Genomic DNA, 21,117 nt, shown 5'->3' with positions numbered 1-21,117 from the left:
GAGAGACGTCCAATCTTTTATCTTTACTCTATACTCTCTTATCTCTACTCTAATTTTAGAAATTTGAATTTCAAATTTCTAAAACCACGTTTTCAAACACCAACTCCCCATCAGCACCTAACTCCATCATCACCGCCGAATCTTTCACGATTTTACCAGATAAAATAGCCTTAGACAATTCATTAAGTACCGCTTTCTGAAGCACACGCTTCATCGGACGACCACCATAATTCGGGTCATAACCATCCGCCGCCAATTTATTCAAAGCATCTTCCGTTGCTTCCAAGGTAATATGTTGGTCAGCTAAACGCCTCTGAACCTCTTTGAACTGAATGGCTAAAATTTTGCGCGCATGTTCTAAGGTCAACGGTTCGAATAAAACCACCTCGTCCACACGGTTTAAAAATTCAGGACGAACGACTTGTTTTAACAAGGTCATCACCTCTTCTTTAGTCTCCTCTAAAATCAACGCATTATTCCAGCCTTCCATCTGCGCCATTTTCTCTTGAATCAAGTGGCTACCGATGTTTGATGTCATGATGATGATCGTATTCTTGAAGTTCGCGGTGCGACCTTTGTTGTCCGTTAATCGACCTTCGTCTAACACCTGCAATAAGATGTTCCAAACATCAGGATGCGCCTTTTCAATCTCATCTAGTAAAACGACAGAGTAGGGTTTGCGACGCACGGCTTCCGTTAATTGTCCACCCTCATCGTATCCTACGTATCCCGGAGGCGCTCCCACCAGGCGACTTACGGAATGTCGTTCTTGAAATTCGGACATATCGATGCGGACCATGGCATTTTCGTCGTTAAATAAGTAGGAGGCCAAAGTTTTGGCTAATTCCGTCTTACCCACCCCGGTCGTACCCAAGAAAATGAACGAACCAATCGGACGTTTGGGGTCTTGTAAACCAGCTCTAGAGCGGCGAACCGCGTCAGAAACCATCTCGATGGCCTGGTCTTGACCTGCCACACGTTTGTGCAATTCGTCTTCTAGGTGCAATAATTTCTCTACTTCGGTTTGCAACATACGGCTGACAGGTATTCCAGTCCATTTGGCCACTACTTCCGCCACATTCTCCGCAGTTACTTCCTCTTGCAACATCGAGTTTTCACCCGCTGAATGCGTCTGCATATCTTTTAGTTTTTGCTCCGACTCGACTAATCGACCATAGCGAATCTCCGCTACTTTGCCGTAATCCCCTTGGCGTTCGGCTTGTTCTGCTTCTAATTTTAACCGATCGATTGTTTCTTTCTCAGCGCGAACGGCATCAAGAACAGATTTTTCTGACTGCCAAATGGCCTTCAATTCACCTCTTTTCTCCGATAAATCTGCTAAATCTCGCGTTAAAATCGTTTCCTTCTCTTTGTTATTTTCTCTTCTAATCGCCTCGCGTTCGATCTCTAGCTGCATAATTTTACGCTGAATATCATCGATTTCTTCTGGAACGGAATCGATCTCAAGGCGCATTTTGGCAGCCGCTTCATCCATTAAATCGATCGCTTTATCCGGCAAGAAACGATCCGAAATATAGCGGTTTGATAATTCGACAGCCGCAATGACCGCGTCATCTTGGATACGCACTCCGTGGTGTAATTCGTATTTGTCCTTGATACCACGCAGAATTGAAATGGCATCAGCCACATCGGGTTCTTCCACTAAAACGGATTGAAAACGACGCTCCAGGGCTTTGTCTTTCTCGATATACTTTTGGTACTCTTTCAAAGTCGTGGCACCTATTGCATGCAGTTCTCCACGGGCTAAAGCGGGTTTTAATAAGTTCGCCGCATCCATTGCTCCTTCGCCTCCGCCGCCTGCACCTATCAAGGTATGAATCTCATCGATGAACAACACAATTTCTCCGTCGGAATCCGTTACCTCTTTGATGACCGCTTTCAAACGCTCCTCAAATTCCCCTTTGTACTTCGCTCCCGCGACTAAAAGACCCATATCGAGCGACATCACGACCTTGGATTTCAAGTTTTCAGGCACGTCACCTGAAACAATACGTTGCGCAAGGCCTTCAACAATGGCGGTTTTACCTACCCCTGGCTCACCTAAAAGTATAGGGTTATTCTTCGTACGACGAGATAAAATTTGCAAGACCCGGCGAATCTCTTCGTCACGTCCGATTACCGGATCGATTTTTCCGGCCTTCGCTAATTCATTTAAATTCTTACCGTATTTCTCCAAAGACTGGTAAGTACTTTCTGCATGTGGATCGTTCACTTTTCTATTTCCTCTAAGTTCTATGATGGATTTCTTAAAATTTGTACTCGTAATGCCTACCGACTTTAATAATTCCCCGATGGCATCTTTGGATTCAATGAGTGCGAGAAAAAGTAACTCTACACTCACATACGAATCACCAAATTCCGTCTTCAACGCCTCCGCTTTCGTTAATACCTGTTGTAAAGCATTACTCGCATAGGGCTGGGTGCCTGAAACTTTCGGGTAGGTAGAAAGAATGCCTTGAAGTTTGTCTTGAATCTGCTGAACAGACACGTTATTCTTCTTTAAGAGAAAAGCAGATGTTTGGGTGTCGTCTTGCAAGATGGCTTGCAATAGATGCCCCGTTTCAATGGCTTGCTGGCCATTCGTACTCGCGATTTCCATCGCGTTTTGAATGACTATTCCAGCTTGTGATGTATAATTATTTGGATTCATATCGGCTAGGTTTTCACACTACTTAGCAAATAAATACCCAATTGAATAATTCGGAAAAAATGACACTAAAAGACCAGTAAAAAAGAATAAAAACACGCCAAAATGGCGCATATTAGGCGAATTTGGCTTTAATCGCGTCTTCGAAATTCTTCAGAGCAATCTGTAGATCGACAATTTCGGAGGCGAAATGCTCAAAGTCACAGACTTTGGCCTTCAACTCGATTTTTTCACAAATCGAATGCACTTGAGCGGCACCTAAGGTGCCTGAATTCCCCTTTAAGGTATGCAGCTCCGACTGAACGCCTTTGCAGCTTTCAGCAGCGTGAGCAGAAATGGCAGCAGCGATCTGTTCTTTGGCCTCCACTATAAACTCTTCTAACATGCTTTTTACGAAGGAAGGGTCTCCGCCCACAGCATCAGAAAGCGAGGCCAAAACCTCCTCATCTACCACGAAATCCGTCGCAGCTAAATTCTCCCCTACGGAACCGTGACCCTCAGCAACCCAGCGCGATACCGTTTGAATTAACTGCTGTGCCCTGATCGGTTTGGCTAAATAATCATCCATTCCCGCTGCTAGGAATCGCTCGCGATCCTCTTTCATCGCATAGGCCGTCATAGCCACGATAGGCTGCATACCCGCTAAATTTAATGCCTTCAACCTACGAGTTGTTTCCATCCCATCCATCTCAGGCATTTGAATATCCATTAAAACTAAATCGAAACGAATATCTTTTTGAATGATAGAAATCGCTTCCTGACCGCTAGAAGCCATAATTACCTCGCAACCGGCTTTGAGTAGAATCTGACCTGCTACCTTGCGATTTGTGGCATTATCATCGACTAGTAAAATGCGCGCATGAACTGACTGTAGACTTCCAGCAATCGATACATCCGTTACCTTCTTTGTCTTCGCAGCTAAAGCCGAATCACCTACCGCAAGTTTAATCCTAAACCAAAATGTACTTCCCTTTCCTTCCTCCGAATCTACTCCAATCTCGCCGTCCATCATCTTACAGAACTCACGGGAAATGGCTAAACCTAATCCCGTTCCTCCATAATTTTTTGAAGTAGAATTATCGATTTGCTGGAATGTATTGAAGAGTTTTTGCAGATTCGAAGGACTGATACCAATCCCTGTATCTGTTACACGTATTTCTAATTCAGTGAATTCGGACGTTACAGATAGTGGCTTCACGGCTATAGAAACCGAACCATTTTCTGTAAACTTCAAAGCATTCGAAGTTAAATTCGAAAGAATTTGCAATAGACGCGTCTCATCAGCTTTCACATAAGCAGGAACCTTATCATCGAGCTTATAAGAAACCTTATTCCCTTTTTGGTGCGCTAGTGGCGTAAATAAGGCCATCAGACGATCGAATACATCCTCTAATAAAATATCAGTTGGATGCAGCACCATTTTACCTGCCTCGATTTTGGCCAAATCCAAAATATCATTCAAAATATGTAATAGCGTTTCCGAAGACTTACGTATCGTTTGCAAATAATCGCGTTGATCATCATCCAGCGGCGTATCGCATAATAGATCCACCATTCCGATCACTCCATTCATCGGTGTACGAATCTCGTGAGACATGTTCGCTAAAAACTGTTCCTTCACTTTCAAGGAGTGTTCCGCCTGTTCACGGGCATCGACTAACTCGCTTTGGTACTTCTTCAAGTCCGTAATGTCCCGAGCGATACCAGAAACTTCAGAAATAATACCTTGATCTAAAATAGGGTTCAGATAAATCTCTAACCAACGATCCGTTCCGTCGTTCTTTTTCAAGCATAATTCAAAGTGTTGCTTGGAACCTCTAAAGGCTAATTTATAGTGCTCCTCCATCACTTTGCGCTGTTCGGGAGCCATCATTTTAAAGCCCATTGTCTCCGAACTAAAATTCAATTGCGGCTTAATCCCTAACTCTTGCTCTAACAGATCTGCATAGTCGTGGTTAAAACTCATTAGCATCAACCGCTTATTCACAGACCACATGAGGTGAGAGGAGCTCTCGAAAATGGAATTTAATCGGGCTGTTTCTCTGGCCAAAGCCTCTTCCGCCTGCTTCCTCGAAATCGCAATCGCCACTTGACCCGAAATGAAGTCCAATAACTCTAAATCTCGGTTCTCGTATTTATTCGCACGCTCATAAGACTTCACTCCAATAATCCCTGTCACTCGATCACCGATACGCAGGGGAACACAAAGCATGACTTTAGGAACCACTCCATAGAGATAAATCTTCTTCTCCGCGGCTAATTGATGAATCTCATCATCGTGCAAAATCAGGGGCTTATTCGCCATCAAAGCATATTCCGTCAACCCATTCCCTAAGCGACGCTTCGTAAAGTGCACCCTAGAATTAAAGTATTCATCGATGTAATAAGGGAAATAGATATAGCTCTTTCCTGGATCATATTGCGCGATAAAGAAGTTCTTCACATCAATCACCTCGCCTAATTGCTTGTGAATATTCACAAACAAATCATCCAGATTCGAGGAATTAATGGCTACCTGAGAGATGGAAGAGAATAATTTATTCGCCCGCTCAGCCCGAACTTTCGCCGTGGAATTATGTAAAATACACCGATAGGCGGTAGGGATTCCTCTATCAAACCGGCAGGTAGCTGATCCTGATACATACAAACGTCGCCCATCTTTGCGTCTAAATACAGCCGTAAATTCTGGTATTTCTTCCCCTTTTGATAAACTATCAAATTGCGCCTGCGTCAGGTGGGCAAATTCCGGGTGAAGTACATCCTGCATTTTCAAATCTCTCGCTTCCTCCTCTGTGTAGCCCATCGTCTCTAACCAAGCGCGGTTTACGAAAAGGAAACGGCCCGTCACACCTGTGATTTGAATGAGGTCTGTTGTATTGTTAATCAAGTCTTGTAATTGGGCATTGGATCGAGTAAGGGCCTCCGATACTTTCTTCTTCTCGCTGACATCCTCCCCTATAATACTCAGGAAATTATCACTAACCACCGTAGAAGCCACCTCTACCCAAATAATTGATCCTGATTTAGTCTTGTAATTTCGTTCGCGCTCTTCGAATAATCCACCTGTTTGAATGGCCTTATCAAAGGAATTTCGGCGAATTTCACTCTCTCCGTCAGGAACAAGAGTTGTAAAGAAATCCTGCCCATTTAATTCACCGGGATTATAACCCAGCAACTGGTGTGTATACCCATTTGCATGCGAGATAGTGCCATCGAGCGCCATTACGATGCCAAAAAGCTTCAGGGAATCCAATGTTTTAATCAGGGCCTGCCTATCCTCCATGCCTTAAATCGAAAATTTTGCTTAAATGTACAAAAAAGGGCTTAATTTTACTCCTTAAACCCCACAGACCCGGTGCAAGTAAGAGCAAAAAAGAGTTTAGGACAACATTTTTTAAATGATTTAGACGCCGCAAAGCGTATCGTCGATGGCTTACAGCCGGCTGGTGCTTATACGAAAGTGTTGGAGATTGGGCCTGGAATGGGAGTGTTGACACAGTTTTTGGTCAAAAAAACCGAATACGAGACCTCTCTCATCGAAATCGATCAAGAATCCGTAGAGTACCTGCGTAAAAACTATTTAGAGTTTACGGGTCCTCGGTTAATCGATGGGGACTTTTTGCGTTATCCTTTAGAAAACATCTTTGGCGAGGAAAAATTTGCCATTGTGGGCAATTTCCCTTACTTCATATCTACTCAAATCTTCTTCCGTATTTTAGAATACAAAGACCAATGCATCGAAGTGGTGGGAATGCTACAAAAGGAAGTAGCTGTTCGTCTGGCGGCTAAACCAGGTAATAAGGATTATGGCATTTTAAGTGTGCTTTTACAGGCTCACTACGATATTGAATACCTATTTAGCTTAGGACCCGAGGTATTTACTCCTCCCCCTAAAGTGAACTCTGGAGTCATACGCCTGGTCCGCAATTGGGACAAAAAACTGGAATGTGATCCCGCTAAATTCAAGTCTTTGGTAAAAATGGCCTTCAACCAACGACGCAAAACTTTACGTAATGCGCTCAGAGCCTTGCAATTACCAGAACATCCTCTTTTAAGTAAAAGAGCGGAACAATTAGGAGTAGCGGAGTTTACCGAGTTAACGATTTTATGGAAAGATAATGGTTACCAGGGCGCTTAATCGAGCTAATTTTCGTAATTTGCGCTGTTTCATTTAAAATACCCTCAAAGCATGGAAGAATTAAACCCAAATCACCTTCCGTTTGAACTTACTAAAGAGTTCCTAGAGGACATCCGCTTGTTAATCGAAAATCAGGCGAATGAGGAAATTTTATTAAAATTAGATGAATTATTCCCTGCGGATATCACCCATATTTTAATCGAGTTAACAACAGAAGAAGCAAAATATTTAGTGCTATTAATTGACACTAAAATCGCCGCAGAAATTATCTCGACACTTGATTCTGATGATCGTAAAAAATTTCTAAAAAACTTCACTTCGAAGGAAATAGCCACCTACATTAACGTTATCGATTCCGATGATGCCGTTGATATATTAAATGAACAACCGGTTAAGGTTCGCGAGGAGGTAATTGCCCTCCTGAAAGACCGCGAACAGGCACGTTTCATTATCGACTTAATGCATTACGACGAAGATTGTGCGGGCGGATTAATGCAGAAAGAATTAATTAAGATTAATATATCCCAAACAGTAACTGAATGTGTGGAGGAAATCCGCAAACAGGCAGAGGATGTAGAGAAAGTATATTCCGTCTATGTCATTGATGATGACGGCAAATTATTAGGTACCGTTTCCTTAAAGAAAATCATCTTAGCAAAGCGAGGTTCTAAAATCGCTGACGTCTACGAGGATGATGAAATCGTATCTGTTCAGACCTATGCCTCTGGCGAGGAAGTGGCTGATTTAATGCAGAAATACGATTTAGAAGCGATTCCAGTAGTCAATATTCAAGGCCGTCTTTTAGGCCGAATCACCATCGATGACGTGGTCGATTTTATTACCGAATCTGCGCAAGAAGATATACAGGTCATGGCCGGTATTTCGGAGGACGTAGAGGAAGATGACTCTGTGTGGTTATTAGTTCGTTCTCGTTTACCTTGGTTAATTGGTGGCATGGTGGGTAGTTTTTTAGCTGCGAAAATCATTGATCGTTTCGATGACACCATCTCTATTTTACCTGCCATTTCCGCCTTTATTCCCCTAATTGGTTCTACAGGTGGAAACGTAGGAATTCAATCCTCCTCCTTAATTGTCCAGTCTTTAGCTGACAAGAGTGGATTAGACACTACGCTGGGTAAACGTCTCCAAAAAGTATTGCTAGTCGCTTTAATTAACGCCTTAATTGCAGCGGTTTTCGCTTTCGGATGCTCTTTATTAGTAGATTCAGGCCAAATCATGTTATCCATGACCGTTTCTCTTTCCTTATTTGCTGTGGTTATGCTGGCTAGCTTAATGGGTACGATCACCCCTCTAGTTCTAAATCAATTAAAGATTAATCCTGCTGTGGCTTCTGGTCCATTTATAACGACGACAAACGACATTCTAGGCTATGGTGTCTACTTTTTGATTGTTTATTGGCTTTTATAAATTATGATAGCTGTCATTCAACGCGTCAGCCAAGCCACTCTTCACATAGAAGGTGCCTTGCAGGCATCGATCCAACAAGGTTTTTTAGTTTTACTAGGCATTCATGTGGATGATACACCGGAAGATGTAGCCTATTTAGCTGGCAAAATCGCAGGATTGCGTATTTTCTCGGATCAAGAAGGTAAAATGAACCTAGATCTAGAGGCCATTCATGGCGAACTTTTACTTGTGAGTCAATTTACCTTGTACGCTAACACGAAAAAAGGCAATCGCCCTAGTTTTCTAGAATCGGCGCGCCCAGAACAAGCGATTCCGTTATATCAACTAATGATTACTACATTATCTGATAAACTAGGTAATAAGATACAAACCGGCGTTTTCGGTGCCGATATGCAAATTAATCTCACGAATGATGGCCCCGTGACCATCATCATCGACTCTAAAAATCCTTAATTATGACTATTTCAAACGCACAACAACAAGTAGATGAGTGGATCAACACCGTAGGTGTTCGCTATTTCAGCGAGTTAACTAATATGGCGATGTTAACTGAGGAAGTGGGGGAAGTCGCGCGTATTATCGCTAGACGCTATGGAGAGCAATCAGAGAAAGAGTCAGACAAAAATAAGGACTTAGGAGACGAAATGGCGGATGTTTTGTTTGTGTTAATTTGTCTAGCAAATCAGACAGGGGTAAACCTAGGAGAGGCTCTGAAACAAAACCTCTTAAAGAAGACGGAACGGGATGCGGACCGCCACAAGAATAACCCTAAATTAACCTAGCGAACAGGTATTTGGCTGGATTGAATCTTCTTTGCAATTCCTTTACCCTCCTCTTTCGATGGGATATAGGGCTTCAAAATAGTAATTTGTTCTAAGGTTGGATTCATTTGTTGAATCGATGGATGACGCACATCAAACTCTGCCTCACCTGACACTTTATTGAATTCTTCTACCGTTATATTTTGACGTTTGTTTCGGAAAGAGACTTGGTGAGTCAAGGTGCTATCACCTGCTAATTTACCTCCCTCCCAGGAAACGACAGAACCACCATGCGCCCAGTTAAAACCAGAAATGGTAAAATTCTTCGTATTTATTTTCTCAACCTCCTGTAATGTAAGCCCTAAATGCAAACCTGATGAGGTTTTCCAGGCTGAATTATCACCTTGAATACTAACATCAGAAATTTTCCCCTCATGAAAAAATACATTAGCTTCTTTCGCTGTACCTGGGAAAATAATGGCACCTTTCAAGGTATCATCTCCCGAGATGATGGAAGTATCTAGAATAACCGACTTTTCGCCGTATTTCGTGATTAAACCTTTCGCATCGACACAGGCTAAAACCTCGTTTAAATTTTCAGTGGGAACACTGACTTCTGAATTAGAAGAACAAGCACCTACAACAGCGAGGGATAAAAGGAGTACGATTTTTTTCATGGTTACAGAATTATACTTAAAATTACCGAAGCTTGCGGTTAGAAGCAAGTTAGAAATATTCCAAATTAGCTGAGCAAAATAAATACAAGCTCTTAGCGTTTATCGATTTATGAGTATATTTGTTTTAAAGCTTAGCATTTAACTGATTATGATTCGAATACTTTTGTTGTCTCTACTTTCTTTTTTGCTCTATCAACCTACGAGTAGTGCACAACAAATGTGGTTTCAAAAACAAAAGCGTCAAAAGGGATATAAAGGAGCCCCTTTTCAAGCACACAATTCCATTACATTAGGTGCAGGAAGTTCGCAATATTTCTACTCAAGCGATGATTTAACCTATTTTTCTAATTGGATCAACTCCAAAACTTCATTTAATTTTGGAGCCAGTTTTACCCGACATTTTCACAAAAAATTCAGTTACCGATTTAGCGGCAATTTCATTCAAATAAAGGGTGATGAAGTTAACTTCACTAAAATTCCGACTAATAGCACATTGCAAAATATGGTTTTTTCGACTAGCAATAATATCGTTGAAATCGGTGTAAAAGGCCTCTATGAAATACTTGGAAATGATGAATATGTACTCAAAAGAAGTGCATTTAAACCTTATGTATCACTTGGGATTTCTGTCGTATCCAATAACCCAAGTATTTCAAGAACGGATGGACCAGGCTATTCTGGAGGATTGAAGAGTGCTCCTAAAATATTAAATTATTATCTACTACCTCCCACACCACTACCCACTCCTGCACCTGCACCCTCTTTAAGCACTTTTTCCGAAACCATAACTAACCCAGCTGAAGTAGTTCCATCTATTGGAATCGCCATCCCCCTTCATTTAGGCTTACGCTATAAATTGAATGATAAAATTGATTTAGGTTTTGAGCTGGGATATCTAACAAATTTAACTCCCAGCATTTTTCCACAACAAGCCGGTACGAATATAACTAAGGTATTCAATCCTAAATTATTAATTCCAGCTAAAAGACCCTACACAACGGATCATGTCGTAACAACACAATTCCAAGTTATATTTCACATACCTTCACCCAAAGAATGCCCTCCTTTACCGAGGTAAAATAAACAAACAGATTTTGACATTTGAAGAACTCGGGCTTAGCCCACAAATTTTAGACGGTATCAGTTCCATGGGATACAAAACCGCTACACCGGTTCAATCCCAAGTTATACAACCTATTTTAGAGGGCCGCGATATTTTAGCCTCAGCCCAAACAGGAACCGGCAAAACCGCAGCGTTTTTACTTCCCATCATCCACAAATTAATCACTGAACCTCATCCAGAAGAGCACATTAATGCCTTAATCATTGTTCCTACTAGAGAACTAGCGATTCAAATTGCTGGAAATATGGAAGGCTTAGGCTATTTCACGAATGTGAGCTCCATTGCGATTTATGGAGGAGGAGATGGGAATTCCTTTACGACAGAAAAAACAGCTTTGACGAGTGGGGTCGATATCGTAGTTTGTACTCCAGGCCGTATGATTGCCCATTTAAATATGGGTTATGTGAATCTGAAGCATTGTAGTTTTTTAGTTTTGGATGAGGCAGATCGTATGCTTGACATGGGATTCTCGGATGATTTGATGAAAATCATTTCATACCTTCCTGAGAAACGCCAGAATTTGTTATTCTCAGCGACTTTTGCGCCTAAGATGAAGACTTTGGCCCAAAAATTATTACAGAATCCTGTTGAAATCAATATTGCAGTTTCGAAACCACCAGAGCAAATCGTACAAGAAGCTTTTGTGGTATATGAAAAGCAAAAAAGCCCGCTGGTAAAGCATCTATTAAAACTTCAGGATTATACCCGCGTCATTGTTTTCTGTTCCAAAAAACAGAATGTCAAATCCCTTACTTCAGATTTAAAACGAGCTAGATTCTCTGTTGAGGAGATTCACTCTGATTTAGAGCAAGAGGTGCGTGAGCAAGTTTTACAAGATTTCAGAAATAAGAAAACAAAGATTTTAGTTGCTACTGATATTTTGAGCCGAGGAATTGATATCGATGAAATTGAACTCGTGATCAATTACGATGTACCAAATGACGGAGAGGATTATATTCACCGCATCGGTCGTACCGCACGGGCACAGACAAAAGGAACGGCCTATACTTTTATTACAGAGTCTGAGCAACGTAAATTCAAAACAATTGAGGACTTATTAGAAAAAGAAGTAACGAAGGCGGCTGTTCCCCAGGAATTTGGAGAGACGCCTGAATATAATCCTGCGGCTCAAAAAAGCTCATTCGGCGGATATAAAGGGAAGTCTGGCGGAAAGCCGGCTGGCGGTAAATTTTGGAAAAAGAAATAAATGAGAAAACTGGCTTTATTGTTGATGATTAGCCTCAGTGCCTGGGCTCAAGATACCACCCAACACATCATTGCGGGTAGATCTAACGCAAAAATCCAACAAGATAAGCCCTATGTCATCTTGATTTCAGCGGACGGTTTCCGATCCGATTTTTCCCATAAATTTGAAGCAAAATTCCTTCAATCAAAAGAATCAACAGGCGTGAAGGCAAGCTACATGCAGGCCTCCTACCCCACCTTAACATTCCCAAACCACTATTCCATCGTAACAGGCTTATATCCTGCTCACCATGGTTTAGTAGATAACACCTATTTAGATGTGAATTCAGGCCAAGAGTACCGAATGGCCAACAAGAAAATGGTAGGCGAAGGGAAATGGTATGGAGGAACTCCGCTTTGGGTATTAGCTGAGAAACAGCAAATGATGGCGGCCAGCTTCTATTGGGTCGCATCAGAAGCTAATATTCAGGACACCTATCCCTCCTATTATTATGTATATAACGAGCTTATTGATATTAAATCGCGAATAGCTCAAGTAAAAAATTGGCTTTCTCTTCCAGCCGAAAAAAGACCTCATTTAATAACCTTTTATTTTCCAGAGGTCGACCATGATGCCCATGAATATGGTCCTGAGGATCCACGCGTTAAAAATTCCGTGCAATTTGTAGATAAAGCTATAGCAGAGTTAGAAGCAGCGGTTGCGCCTCTAGGGTTACCCATTAATTTCGTTTTTGTCTCAGACCACGGGATGAAAGAAGTGGACAATGTGAATACAATAGGTAAACCCGCACCATTGAATACAACTTCGTTTCAGGTGCCCTGGGGAGATGCGTTGTTGCATGTGTATGCCAGAGATCCTTCGAAAATTGACTCAACCTACCAGGAATTAAAAAAGGATTCGCGATTCACGACATATAAAATGGACGAGACTCCAGCACATTGGCATTACCGTAAATCTGATGATCGCTATAATCGTTTAGGCGATCTTTTACTAGTGCCTAAACTTCCTCAAGTTTTTAACCTATCCACTCGCAAAACCTCTAAAGGCAAACACGGTTTTGATCCCCTGCATCCAGAAATGCGTGCTAGCTTTCAGGCATGGGGGCCAGCAATCAAATCTGGACTTAAATTAGATGGATTTGAGAACGTAAACGTCTATCCTTTTGTGGCCAAAATATTAGGTTTAAACTACGACCCTAATGCCATCGATGGCAACATAAATGCGCTACAAAAAGCCTTGAAATAGCGTTTAATTTGAGACGAATATTTCGTCTACGTGCTTTTTAATATTAGCAGCAATCTTCTCCGTAGGTAAATCATTTGCGTCGTTTCCAAAAGGATCCTCAATTTCTTCTGCAATTAATTCCAGACTTGCTAGTACATAAAAAATAAAAACTACCACAGGAATCACATAATAGCTCAAAATAAAGGTGTAGCTAAAAGGCAAAGTCATTACATAAAAGAAGATGAATTTCTTAATAAATGCACTGTAAGAATAAGGAATAGGTGTATTTTTGATCCGCTCACAAGCACCACATACGTCCGTAAAAGATTGTAATTCGGTATTTAAATAGAGTAACTGATGTCCTGAGATTTTACCTGATTTATATAATTCATCCGACTTTTTATAAAGCATTTTCGCTACCTGATTAGGTTTATGTTTCATATGGTCGATATCTAAATCAAGACCCTCGAATAAGACTAATCCTGACTCATCATCTGCTAAATATTTTTGAAGAATATGAGCATACAAAGGGATAACTTTTTGATAAAAGTGACGATCTATTTCACTTTCTAAGGTGACGACTATTTTTAAGGCTAAATTTCTACTGTTATTTACCAAAGTACCCCACAATTTTCGACCTTCCCACCAACGATCATACGCCGTATTAGTCCGATAGGCTAGCAATAAAGAGATAACAAATCCTAACATACTGTGCATCACAGAAATGTTTTTAACTAAACTATCCTCCCCAAGATGAAAAACTTCTTCTTCTAAAAAACAAATTATTCCTGAGTACACCCCAATTAAAACCATCAAAGGCAATAATTTCCGAAATGTATCCGATTGATGAAAACGAAAAATAAAGGTTATCCAGTCTTTTGTATCGTATTGTACCATAGATATGTAAATTAGCCAAAAAAAAATCTGTAAAAAAAGGTCTCAATCTATATTAATAAAAACTACCATTAGATAAATTAATACCTTCAAAATTGAAAATACCTAAAAACGAAATTAACTTAGAGAAATTATACCCTTAAAAACAGGCTCCTAATATGAAATTAAATAAACAAATTTTACTTTTCGGGTTAACAATAATGACAAATTTTGTATTTGGTCAAGCAAAAAAACCTACCCTTATGATTCTTCCGAGTGACAATTGGTGCGAACAAAGGTTTTTTATGACTGAATTCAATAATCAAGGGATTATTCAAAAAACACCTAATTATAAACAAGCATTTCAACAGGATACAGAAATAGGACAAGTAATTTCAAAAATAGGATCTTTGATGATTGAGCGAGGGTTCCCACTAAAAGATGCGGAACAAGAGATTAAAGCTATCGAAGTTAGAAGTGCAGAAGATAACATGACTGCAAGTTCTACAAGCGGCACTTCTCTTTCAGAAAGCCCATTGGATAAATTAAGAAATAGGGCGAAAGCGGATATCAATATTCAAATTTGGTGGAAAGTTAGCAAAACAGATAAGGGCAAAGTTGTATCATTTATTCTCGAAGCATTTGATGCTTACTCGAATAAAAGAATTGCTGCGTCTTCAGGAAATGGAATTCCAAATAATACAGATATTGTACCCATTTTACTCCAAAATGCTATTTTATCCAATATAGATCCATTTGTTGGTCAATTACAATCTCATTTTGACGATATGTTTATTAATGGTAGAGAAATCGTGCTAACTGTTAAAAAATGGAATAATTGGGACAAGGATTTAGAAACTGAAATTGAAGGAAAAGAAATCAAAGATTATATTAATGATTGGATGAATAATCATACGGTAAAGGGACGATTTAGTGAAGCAGATGCTAGTGAAAATCTCATAAGATTTGAACAAGCAAGAATACCATTATTTGATTTAAATAATAAAGCATTAGATGCACGTCAATTTGCAAGAGGCTTACAAAAACAATTGAAGTCACCTCCATTAAATATTGATGCTAAATTAATGACAAGAGGCCTTGGAGAAGCCATTCTTGTCTTAGGAGAAAAATAATTATGAAAAAACTACTCATCATAGTAATCTTATTAATTAAAATTAGTTTTAGTAATGCTCAAGAAAAACTTGATGATTTTGGTAGAATTATATTGAATTCTTACTTGCCAAAAACTATGGAGATTCCTGATGAAGCTAAAGCATTACTAAACACTAAATTAAACCAGATTACTAGCGCCAATGGAATGGGAGGCAGTGTTATAAATCCACAATTTATAATAACATCAAATTTAAATGTTGAAAGTAAGGATATAATTGCCGGCCCACCTATGATGGTAGCTTTATCAATAGATATCTCTTTTTTTGTTGGAGATGCTATTAATAACGTCGTATTTTCTACAACAAATCTTCATCTAAAAGGAGTCGGGGGTAATGAAAATAAAGCATTAATTGACGCAATAAAAAAAATAAATCCCCAAAATAAGGAAATCAAATTTTTTCTAGAAGAAGGAAAGTCCAAAATCATAAGTTATTACAATACTAGGTGCGACTTTAACTTAAAGAATGCTCAATCTTTAACAAAACAAAATAAGTTTGATGAGGCTATTTTTCAACTTTCATTAATTCCTGAAATCTGCCAAGACTGTTATTTTAAAAGCTTAGACACCTTGACTAAAATACATCAAAGTAAAATCAATATGGAAGGTTTAGCAAAATTAAAGACTGCTAAATCCATATGGTCTGTTTCACAGACTAAAGAAGCTGCCGAAAAAGCGGGTTTAATTTTAAATCAAATTGATCCATTAGCTTCCTGTCAATCTGAAATTGACGCACTTTTTAAGACTATAGAAGACAAATTAAAGGCAGATGAAAAAGCGGAATTCGAATTCATTTTAAAACAATATGAAGATCAGCTAGCCATTAAAAAAGAAGAAATCAAAATCGCTGCAGATAAAGCAAAAAGGGACGATTCATTTAGAGATAAACAATCTTCTAGAAATTTCGAATTAGATAAAATTCGCATATTAACGTTTAGAAAAATTGCTGTAAAGCACTTAAATAACCAACCAAAATTAGTTTCATATTCCAACATAAACTGGAAATAAATTCTAAATATTTTTTTGATTCAATAACAATTACAAAATTCTATGAAAATTTTAATTTCATTATTTTTCATTCTAGCCGTTAATTCCTTGCTAATCGCACAATCAAATAATGACAAGATTGTAACTATTATTGCCAATGGAAAAGGAAAAACGGCGGAGGAAGCAAAGCAAAATGCATTAAGAAATGCCATTGAACAGGCATTCGGAACATTTATCTCTTCAAAAACGGAGTTGATGAATGACCAATTAGTCAAAGATGAAATCGTTTCTGTTTCAAATGGTAACATTCAAAAATTTGATATTATTTCTGAGTTGAATACTCCTTCAGACGGATATTTAACATCTCTTTCAGCTACTGTATCTATATCCAAACTTACCTCGTTTGTAGAAAGCAAAGGAATTAATGCTGAATTTAAAGGCAATTTGTTCGCTTTTAATATAAAACAACAAATATTTAATGAGAAAAACGAAATCAAGGCAATTTCAGACTTATATGAAATTGTACACTCAATCACATTGAAATCTTTTAACTATTCTTTGAAAGTAAATAACCCAATTGCAACCAGTAGTGATAATCAAAATTGGAAAATAGGATTAAACGTAAGTGTTGTAACTAATGAAAATGTTAAAAATATTTCATCCTACTTATATAAAACTTTAAAAGGGATCGCTTTAATTAAGGAAGAGCAACTTAATTATCTTAATCTCGGCAAAGAACTATATCCACTTAGTATTTCAATCAGTGATACGGAATATGATCACCTAATTTTTAGAACAGAAAAATCCTTAGAGTTAATTAAAGAATTATTTCAAGAGATTACTCTGGGCGCATTAAATTTCAAAATCAATAATGGGGTAAATGAAATAAAATTAGGTTCAGATGATTTAGCGAAATTTTCAAAAAATATATATAAAAAATATATAAAAAATAACGGTTCTGACAATTTATACACTTTTGGATTACCAAAAGAAGGCACTATCACAACAGGAAATTCAGCATGGATTTCATCCATAGAAACATTATATAGTTCAAATCGATATATTAATGAACGATTTAATTTCATTTCGAATTTAAAAGATAAAATGTTCGGAGAAAATAGAGAAGAAAAATACTGGAAATACAGTTCATATATACCATTTAGCATTTTTATTGCAGATCCAGGTTTAATTGTTGCAATAAATAACATTCCTCAAGACAAAGAAATAATCAACATTTCAATTAATGACATTAAAACCCTTCAAGAAATCAATAAAATAACAGAATATGTTATTTCTTCAATTGACGAAAAATAAAACATCTATGAAATACTTAATTCTAATTTTTATATTCTTATCAATGTCTATAAATTCATTTTCTCAAGGAATAAATGATGACAAAGTAAGTTTAACAAATTTTATAAAAAGGATGTATACTTCAACTCCGTTTGAAGGAGTTAAGATTATGGAAGATTATGATAAAAAATATTTAGTTTCTGTAATTAGTTTTGATAAATCAAAATATCCGGACCCATCAATTTTGAATAGGATTGCTCAGGTAAAAGCACAATCACAAGCAAATACTTATATAAATGGGGCATCTACAAATAGCGACATAATTATTAAAACTACTGAAAATAAGTCAAAGGATGAATTAACATCAGTAATTGAAACAATTGAAATCATCAAACAAAATTCAGTAGGTTTCACAAAAGGTCTTGAATTACTCACCAATTTTGAAAGTATAGATTCTAAAAGATTCGTATTTATTTATTTTAGAGAAATAGAATCAGCAAAAAATAAAATGTGATTTTAAATGAAATTATTTTTCTGTTAATAACAATAAAGGTCTTTATTTAGCAGGCAAAAAGACTCTCAGGTACGCAAAACCATTTTATATGTAAGCTTCATCATAATTTTAATATTTGACTTTTGATTTAAAAGCATAAACTAGAGCAAAAATCTCTGAATTAAATGACTTGAAATTAAAATTAGATAACATAGTGGTCATTCAAGAAGCCTAAAGCCTATTATTTCTTGAAACTAATTCGCCAAATACTTCCATTCAAATCATCACACACAAATAAGGAGCCATCAGGACCCTGTGCTAATCCACATGGACGGTGTTCGATAGGCCCTGTCGGTTTTGCTAAATCCTGTCCAGAAAAATTATCCGCAAAGATCTCCCAAGGTCCGGAAGGTTTACCGTTTTTAAATGGAACAAAGGCCACGAAATAACCTTTCTTCAATTCAGCTGATTGACCATGAAAAGCGATAAATGCTCCATTTTTATAGCGTGATGGAAAACTATTCCCAGTGTAAAACAAAATGTCGTTGGGGCCCATGTGGGCTGGGAATGCTACTACAGGATCTAACGCTTTTTCTCCACCTGTCTTCTTTCCATCTCCTCCATACTCAGGAGCTACGATTTTCTTCTTTTGGATATGGTCGTAGTAGATATAAGGCCAGCCTGCATCATCACCTGCCTTTTTAAATTCATACATGGCCTCGGCAGGAAGCTCCTGGCTTTGTTTTGGCGTATAATATTGTGGATAAAAATCATGAAACTGACCGCGTCCATGGGCCATTGCAAACATTGACTTCGTCGAATTATTCCAAGTAATACCTACCGCGTTCTTTAATCCCGTCGCAAAACGTGTACCATCCGCAAAACCTTGATTCAGTTTTTGAGCATCAAAGCGCCAAACACCACCCGCCGAATCTAAAATCGCACACGGATTCATCCCCTTGCCTGTCCCAGGCACTCTGCACGGATCATTCCAAGAACCAATCGTCACATAGATGTTCTTGCGATCTTGATCAAACGTGAATGACTTCGCATTATCCCGACCATGATCCGGCAAGCCATCTACAATCGTTTCGAATTTATTCCAATCAGCTACCTCCCCATTCGCATTCAAAGCATAGCGAAAAACTCCTTTATTAGACGAAGCATAAAAATAATCCTCTTGAATCGCAATGCCTGTACCTGTGTAATTACCAAACATTGCTTGCTCCTCATAAACCCCATCCTTGTCCTTATCTTTTAATAAGACGATCCCTTTCCCATCCTTAAGTTTGGACAGTTTCGCGTAAACATCGCCCTGCTTCGAAACAGCTAAATGACGGGTGGCACCTAGCTCTTTTCCAATTTCACTCACGTGAAATCCTGCTGGAACTTTAATTTCTTGCGCAAAAATGAGGGAGGGTGCTAGTAAGCACAGAGTAAGGATTTTCTTCATCGTATTTAAATAGGTTGGGTTAAAGATAGAAGAAAAAATAAAAAAGACCTGCACTATCGTACAGGTCTTTTTTCAGTGGTCGCGTAGGGATTCGAACCCCAAACCTTCTCATCCGTAGTGAGATGCTCTATCCAGTTGAGCTACGCAACCATTGCCCTTTCGGGATTGCAAAGGTAGAATTTCTTTGGTAAAATGAAAAACTATCTTCTAATATTTTGCAAAAATTATTTCCCTTTAAAATGAGGAGCCCTTTTTTGCATAAAGGCCATTACGCCTTCTGCGAAGTCTTCACTATGCCCTAAGATGGTTTGTTCGTCTGCTTCTGATGCAAGAGTTGCTGCTAAATCCTGATTATAAGCTCGTTGCAAACTACGCTTCATTAAAGAAATGGCTAGAGTGGCTTTCTTTGAGAAGGCAACCGCAGTTTCGTGTACCTTAGACTCAAAATCTGAGTCAGAAACCACCTCCGCCACTAATCCTATTTCTTTTGCCTCCTTGGCTCCTACTTTACGTCCTGTTGTCGCTAAATCAAATGCGCGGTGATAACCTACAGACTGCATTAAAAAGGCAGTGGAACCAGCGTCCATGGCTAAACCTATTTGGACAAATAATTCAGAAAAATAGGCATCCTCTTTAGCAATCAGATAGTCGCAGGCTAGGGCTAAACTACAACCTGCACCAGCTGCAACACCATTAATGGCACCAATAACGGGTTTATTCAAACCACGTAAAGCTAAAATCATTGGATTATAGGTAGAGCGCAACACATTTCCCAAGTTAGGGTCAGCCACTCCTGATTTTAAGTCTGCACCGGAACAAAAGGCCTTACCTTCGCCCGTAATAACTAGGACTCGAACCTCGTCATCGATCTGAGCTGCTTCAGCCACTTCTCTGATCTCGTGAATTAATCCAGTATTTAAGGCATTATATACCTCAGGGCGGTGTAAGGTCAAGGTCCAGATTGGACCGTTGCGGTGGAGCTTTAGATAGTTGAAAGTCATAACTTATGCAAATTCATATTTACGTATCAAATCAAATTCATTTTTCTTTAATCTCAATTCTTCTTCAATATCATAATCATCTTGTAAACTCATCCAGAATTTTACAGAATTACCAAAAAACAAAGACAAACGCAAGGCTGTATCCGCCGTCACTCGACGTCGTCCTTTTAATATTTCTGAAATACGCGTTTGGGGTATATTAATTTCTTTCGCAAGTCGATAGGCAGAAATGCCCATAGGAAGCAGAAATTCCTCCATTAAAATCTCTCCAGGATGTATATTTTTCAAATTTTCCATATTAATGATAATCTACAATTTCTACTTCTTCCGCTGATCCATTTATCCATTTAAAAATAATTCGCCATTGATCGTTTATGCGAATACTATGAAATTCCGATCCAGAGAGTTTTTCCAATCTATTCGCTGGCGGAATTCGTAAGTCATTTATATTCTCTGACGCTTGAATCATACGTAATTTTCTACGCGCAATTTCTTGAATTTCAAATGGTAAGCGTTTAGACCTCTCTCCATTCCAAATTTTTAAAGTTTCTTTAGAACCGAAGGATTTGATCATAATGACGCATCACGTTACTAACTTCAAAGGTAAGTAAATAAAAATG

The 21,117-nt window shown here is 38.7% G+C and carries 19 protein-coding genes and 1 tRNA gene; 11 read left to right on the top strand and 9 right to left on the bottom strand.

The window, feature by feature from the left end; all coding sequences use genetic code 11:
- Positions 1-70: 70 nt before the first annotated feature.
- Positions 71-2,671 carry an ATP-dependent chaperone ClpB gene (gene clpB / locus ACILP5_RS06220; RefSeq protein WP_395617791.1) on the bottom strand — a complete coding sequence of 867 codons (2,601 nt, stop codon included), beginning with the start codon at positions 2,669-2,671 and terminating at the stop codon, positions 71-73.
- Positions 2,672-2,783: 112 nt separating this feature from the next.
- Complete coding sequence (locus ACILP5_RS06215) at positions 2,784-5,951, bottom strand: PAS domain S-box protein (RefSeq protein ID WP_395617790.1); 3,168 nt, start codon at positions 5,949-5,951, stop codon at positions 2,784-2,786.
- Positions 5,952-6,023: 72 nt separating this feature from the next.
- On the opposite strand from ACILP5_RS06215, the gene rsmA reads away from it, so the two are divergent.
- The 4 genes from rsmA to ACILP5_RS06195 are packed head-to-tail and all read left to right on the top strand — an operon-like array spanning position 6,024 to position 9,016.
- Positions 6,024-6,806, top strand: coding sequence for a 16S rRNA (adenine(1518)-N(6)/adenine(1519)-N(6))-dimethyltransferase RsmA (gene rsmA, locus ACILP5_RS06210; protein ID WP_395617789.1), 783 nt, complete (start codon positions 6,024-6,026; stop codon positions 6,804-6,806).
- Positions 6,807-6,857: 51 nt separating this feature from the next.
- Positions 6,858-8,234, top strand: coding sequence for a magnesium transporter (gene mgtE, locus ACILP5_RS06205; protein WP_395617788.1), 1,377 nt, complete (start codon positions 6,858-6,860; stop codon positions 8,232-8,234).
- Between the two features lie 3 nt (positions 8,235-8,237).
- The gene (gene dtd / locus ACILP5_RS06200; protein ID WP_395617787.1) at positions 8,238-8,687 is read left to right on the top strand and encodes a D-aminoacyl-tRNA deacylase; all 450 of its coding nucleotides are present in this window, start codon (positions 8,238-8,240) and stop codon (positions 8,685-8,687) included.
- A gap of 2 nt (positions 8,688-8,689) precedes the next feature.
- Positions 8,690-9,016, top strand: coding sequence for a nucleotide pyrophosphohydrolase (locus tag ACILP5_RS06195; RefSeq protein WP_395617786.1), 327 nt, complete (start codon positions 8,690-8,692; stop codon positions 9,014-9,016).
- Here ACILP5_RS06195 and ACILP5_RS06190 read toward each other — a convergent pair.
- The gene (locus tag ACILP5_RS06190; protein WP_395617785.1) at positions 9,013-9,672 is read right to left on the bottom strand and encodes a hypothetical protein; all 660 of its coding nucleotides are present in this window, start codon (positions 9,670-9,672) and stop codon (positions 9,013-9,015) included. The genes ACILP5_RS06195 and ACILP5_RS06190 overlap by 4 nt on opposite strands.
- A gap of 148 nt (positions 9,673-9,820) precedes the next feature.
- Between ACILP5_RS06190 and ACILP5_RS06185 the strand changes: the two genes are divergently transcribed.
- From ACILP5_RS06185 to ACILP5_RS06175, 3 genes are read left to right on the top strand one after another with little or no spacing between them, the layout of a single operon-like run.
- Positions 9,821-10,750, top strand: coding sequence for a hypothetical protein (locus tag ACILP5_RS06185; RefSeq protein ID WP_395617784.1), 930 nt, complete (start codon positions 9,821-9,823; stop codon positions 10,748-10,750).
- A 16-nt stretch (positions 10,751-10,766) separates the two neighbouring features.
- Positions 10,767-12,002 carry a DEAD/DEAH box helicase gene (locus ACILP5_RS06180; protein ID WP_395617783.1) on the top strand — a complete coding sequence of 412 codons (1,236 nt, stop codon included), beginning with the start codon at positions 10,767-10,769 and terminating at the stop codon, positions 12,000-12,002.
- Positions 12,003-13,247 (top strand): ectonucleotide pyrophosphatase/phosphodiesterase, encoded by a 1,245-nt coding sequence (locus ACILP5_RS06175; RefSeq protein WP_395617782.1) that lies wholly within the window; start codon positions 12,003-12,005, stop codon positions 13,245-13,247. It abuts the gene before it with no gap.
- Positions 13,248-13,250: 3 nt separating this feature from the next.
- Here the strand turns inward: ACILP5_RS06175 and ACILP5_RS06170 are convergent, their stop codons facing one another.
- On the bottom strand, positions 13,251-14,123 hold the full coding sequence (locus tag ACILP5_RS06170; protein ID WP_395617781.1) for a bestrophin family protein: 873 nt from the start codon (positions 14,121-14,123) through the stop codon (positions 13,251-13,253).
- A 155-nt stretch (positions 14,124-14,278) separates the two neighbouring features.
- Here ACILP5_RS06170 and ACILP5_RS06165 point away from each other — a divergent pair, with 155 nt between their 5' ends.
- The 4 genes from ACILP5_RS06165 to ACILP5_RS06150 are packed head-to-tail and all read left to right on the top strand — an operon-like array spanning position 14,279 to position 18,064.
- Positions 14,279-15,232 carry a DUF6175 family protein gene (locus ACILP5_RS06165; protein ID WP_395617780.1) on the top strand — a complete coding sequence of 318 codons (954 nt, stop codon included), beginning with the start codon at positions 14,279-14,281 and terminating at the stop codon, positions 15,230-15,232.
- A gap of 2 nt (positions 15,233-15,234) precedes the next feature.
- A complete protein-coding gene (locus ACILP5_RS06160; RefSeq protein ID WP_395617779.1) occupies positions 15,235-16,278 on the top strand; it encodes a hypothetical protein in 1,044 nt (347 codons plus the stop codon).
- Positions 16,279-16,320: 42 nt separating this feature from the next.
- Positions 16,321-17,571: a hypothetical protein gene (locus ACILP5_RS06155; RefSeq protein ID WP_395617778.1), complete on the top strand. Its 1,251-nt coding sequence runs from the start codon at positions 16,321-16,323 to the stop codon at positions 17,569-17,571.
- A gap of 7 nt (positions 17,572-17,578) precedes the next feature.
- The gene (locus tag ACILP5_RS06150) at positions 17,579-18,064 is read left to right on the top strand and encodes a hypothetical protein (protein WP_395617777.1); all 486 of its coding nucleotides are present in this window, start codon (positions 17,579-17,581) and stop codon (positions 18,062-18,064) included.
- Between the two features lie 220 nt (positions 18,065-18,284).
- On the opposite strand, the gene ACILP5_RS06145 is transcribed toward ACILP5_RS06150, so the two are convergent.
- The 5 genes from ACILP5_RS06145 to ACILP5_RS06125 form a co-directional block, all read right to left on the bottom strand.
- Positions 18,285-19,496 (bottom strand): PQQ-dependent sugar dehydrogenase, encoded by a 1,212-nt coding sequence (locus tag ACILP5_RS06145; RefSeq protein ID WP_395617776.1) that lies wholly within the window; start codon positions 19,494-19,496, stop codon positions 18,285-18,287.
- A gap of 76 nt (positions 19,497-19,572) precedes the next feature.
- Positions 19,573-19,646: transfer RNA gene (locus tag ACILP5_RS06140), tRNA-Arg, on the bottom strand.
- Between the two features lie 74 nt (positions 19,647-19,720).
- On the bottom strand, positions 19,721-20,497 hold the full coding sequence (locus ACILP5_RS06135) for an enoyl-CoA hydratase/isomerase family protein (protein WP_395617775.1): 777 nt from the start codon (positions 20,495-20,497) through the stop codon (positions 19,721-19,723).
- 3 nt (positions 20,498-20,500) lie between these two features.
- The gene (locus ACILP5_RS06130; RefSeq protein ID WP_395617774.1) at positions 20,501-20,794 is read right to left on the bottom strand and encodes a HigA family addiction module antitoxin; all 294 of its coding nucleotides are present in this window, start codon (positions 20,792-20,794) and stop codon (positions 20,501-20,503) included.
- 1 nt (position 20,795) lies between these two features.
- Entirely contained in the window at positions 20,796-21,071 is a 276-nt protein-coding gene (locus ACILP5_RS06125; RefSeq protein ID WP_395617773.1) for a type II toxin-antitoxin system RelE/ParE family toxin, read from the bottom strand.
- Positions 21,072-21,117 lie beyond the last annotated feature (46 nt).

Source organism: Aquirufa sp. (assembly GCF_044239315.1).
GTDB lineage: Bacteria > Bacteroidota > Bacteroidia > Cytophagales > Spirosomataceae > Aquirufa.
The sequence above is the reverse complement of the archived record's forward strand: the minus strand, read 5'-3'. Positions and strand labels throughout refer to the sequence as shown.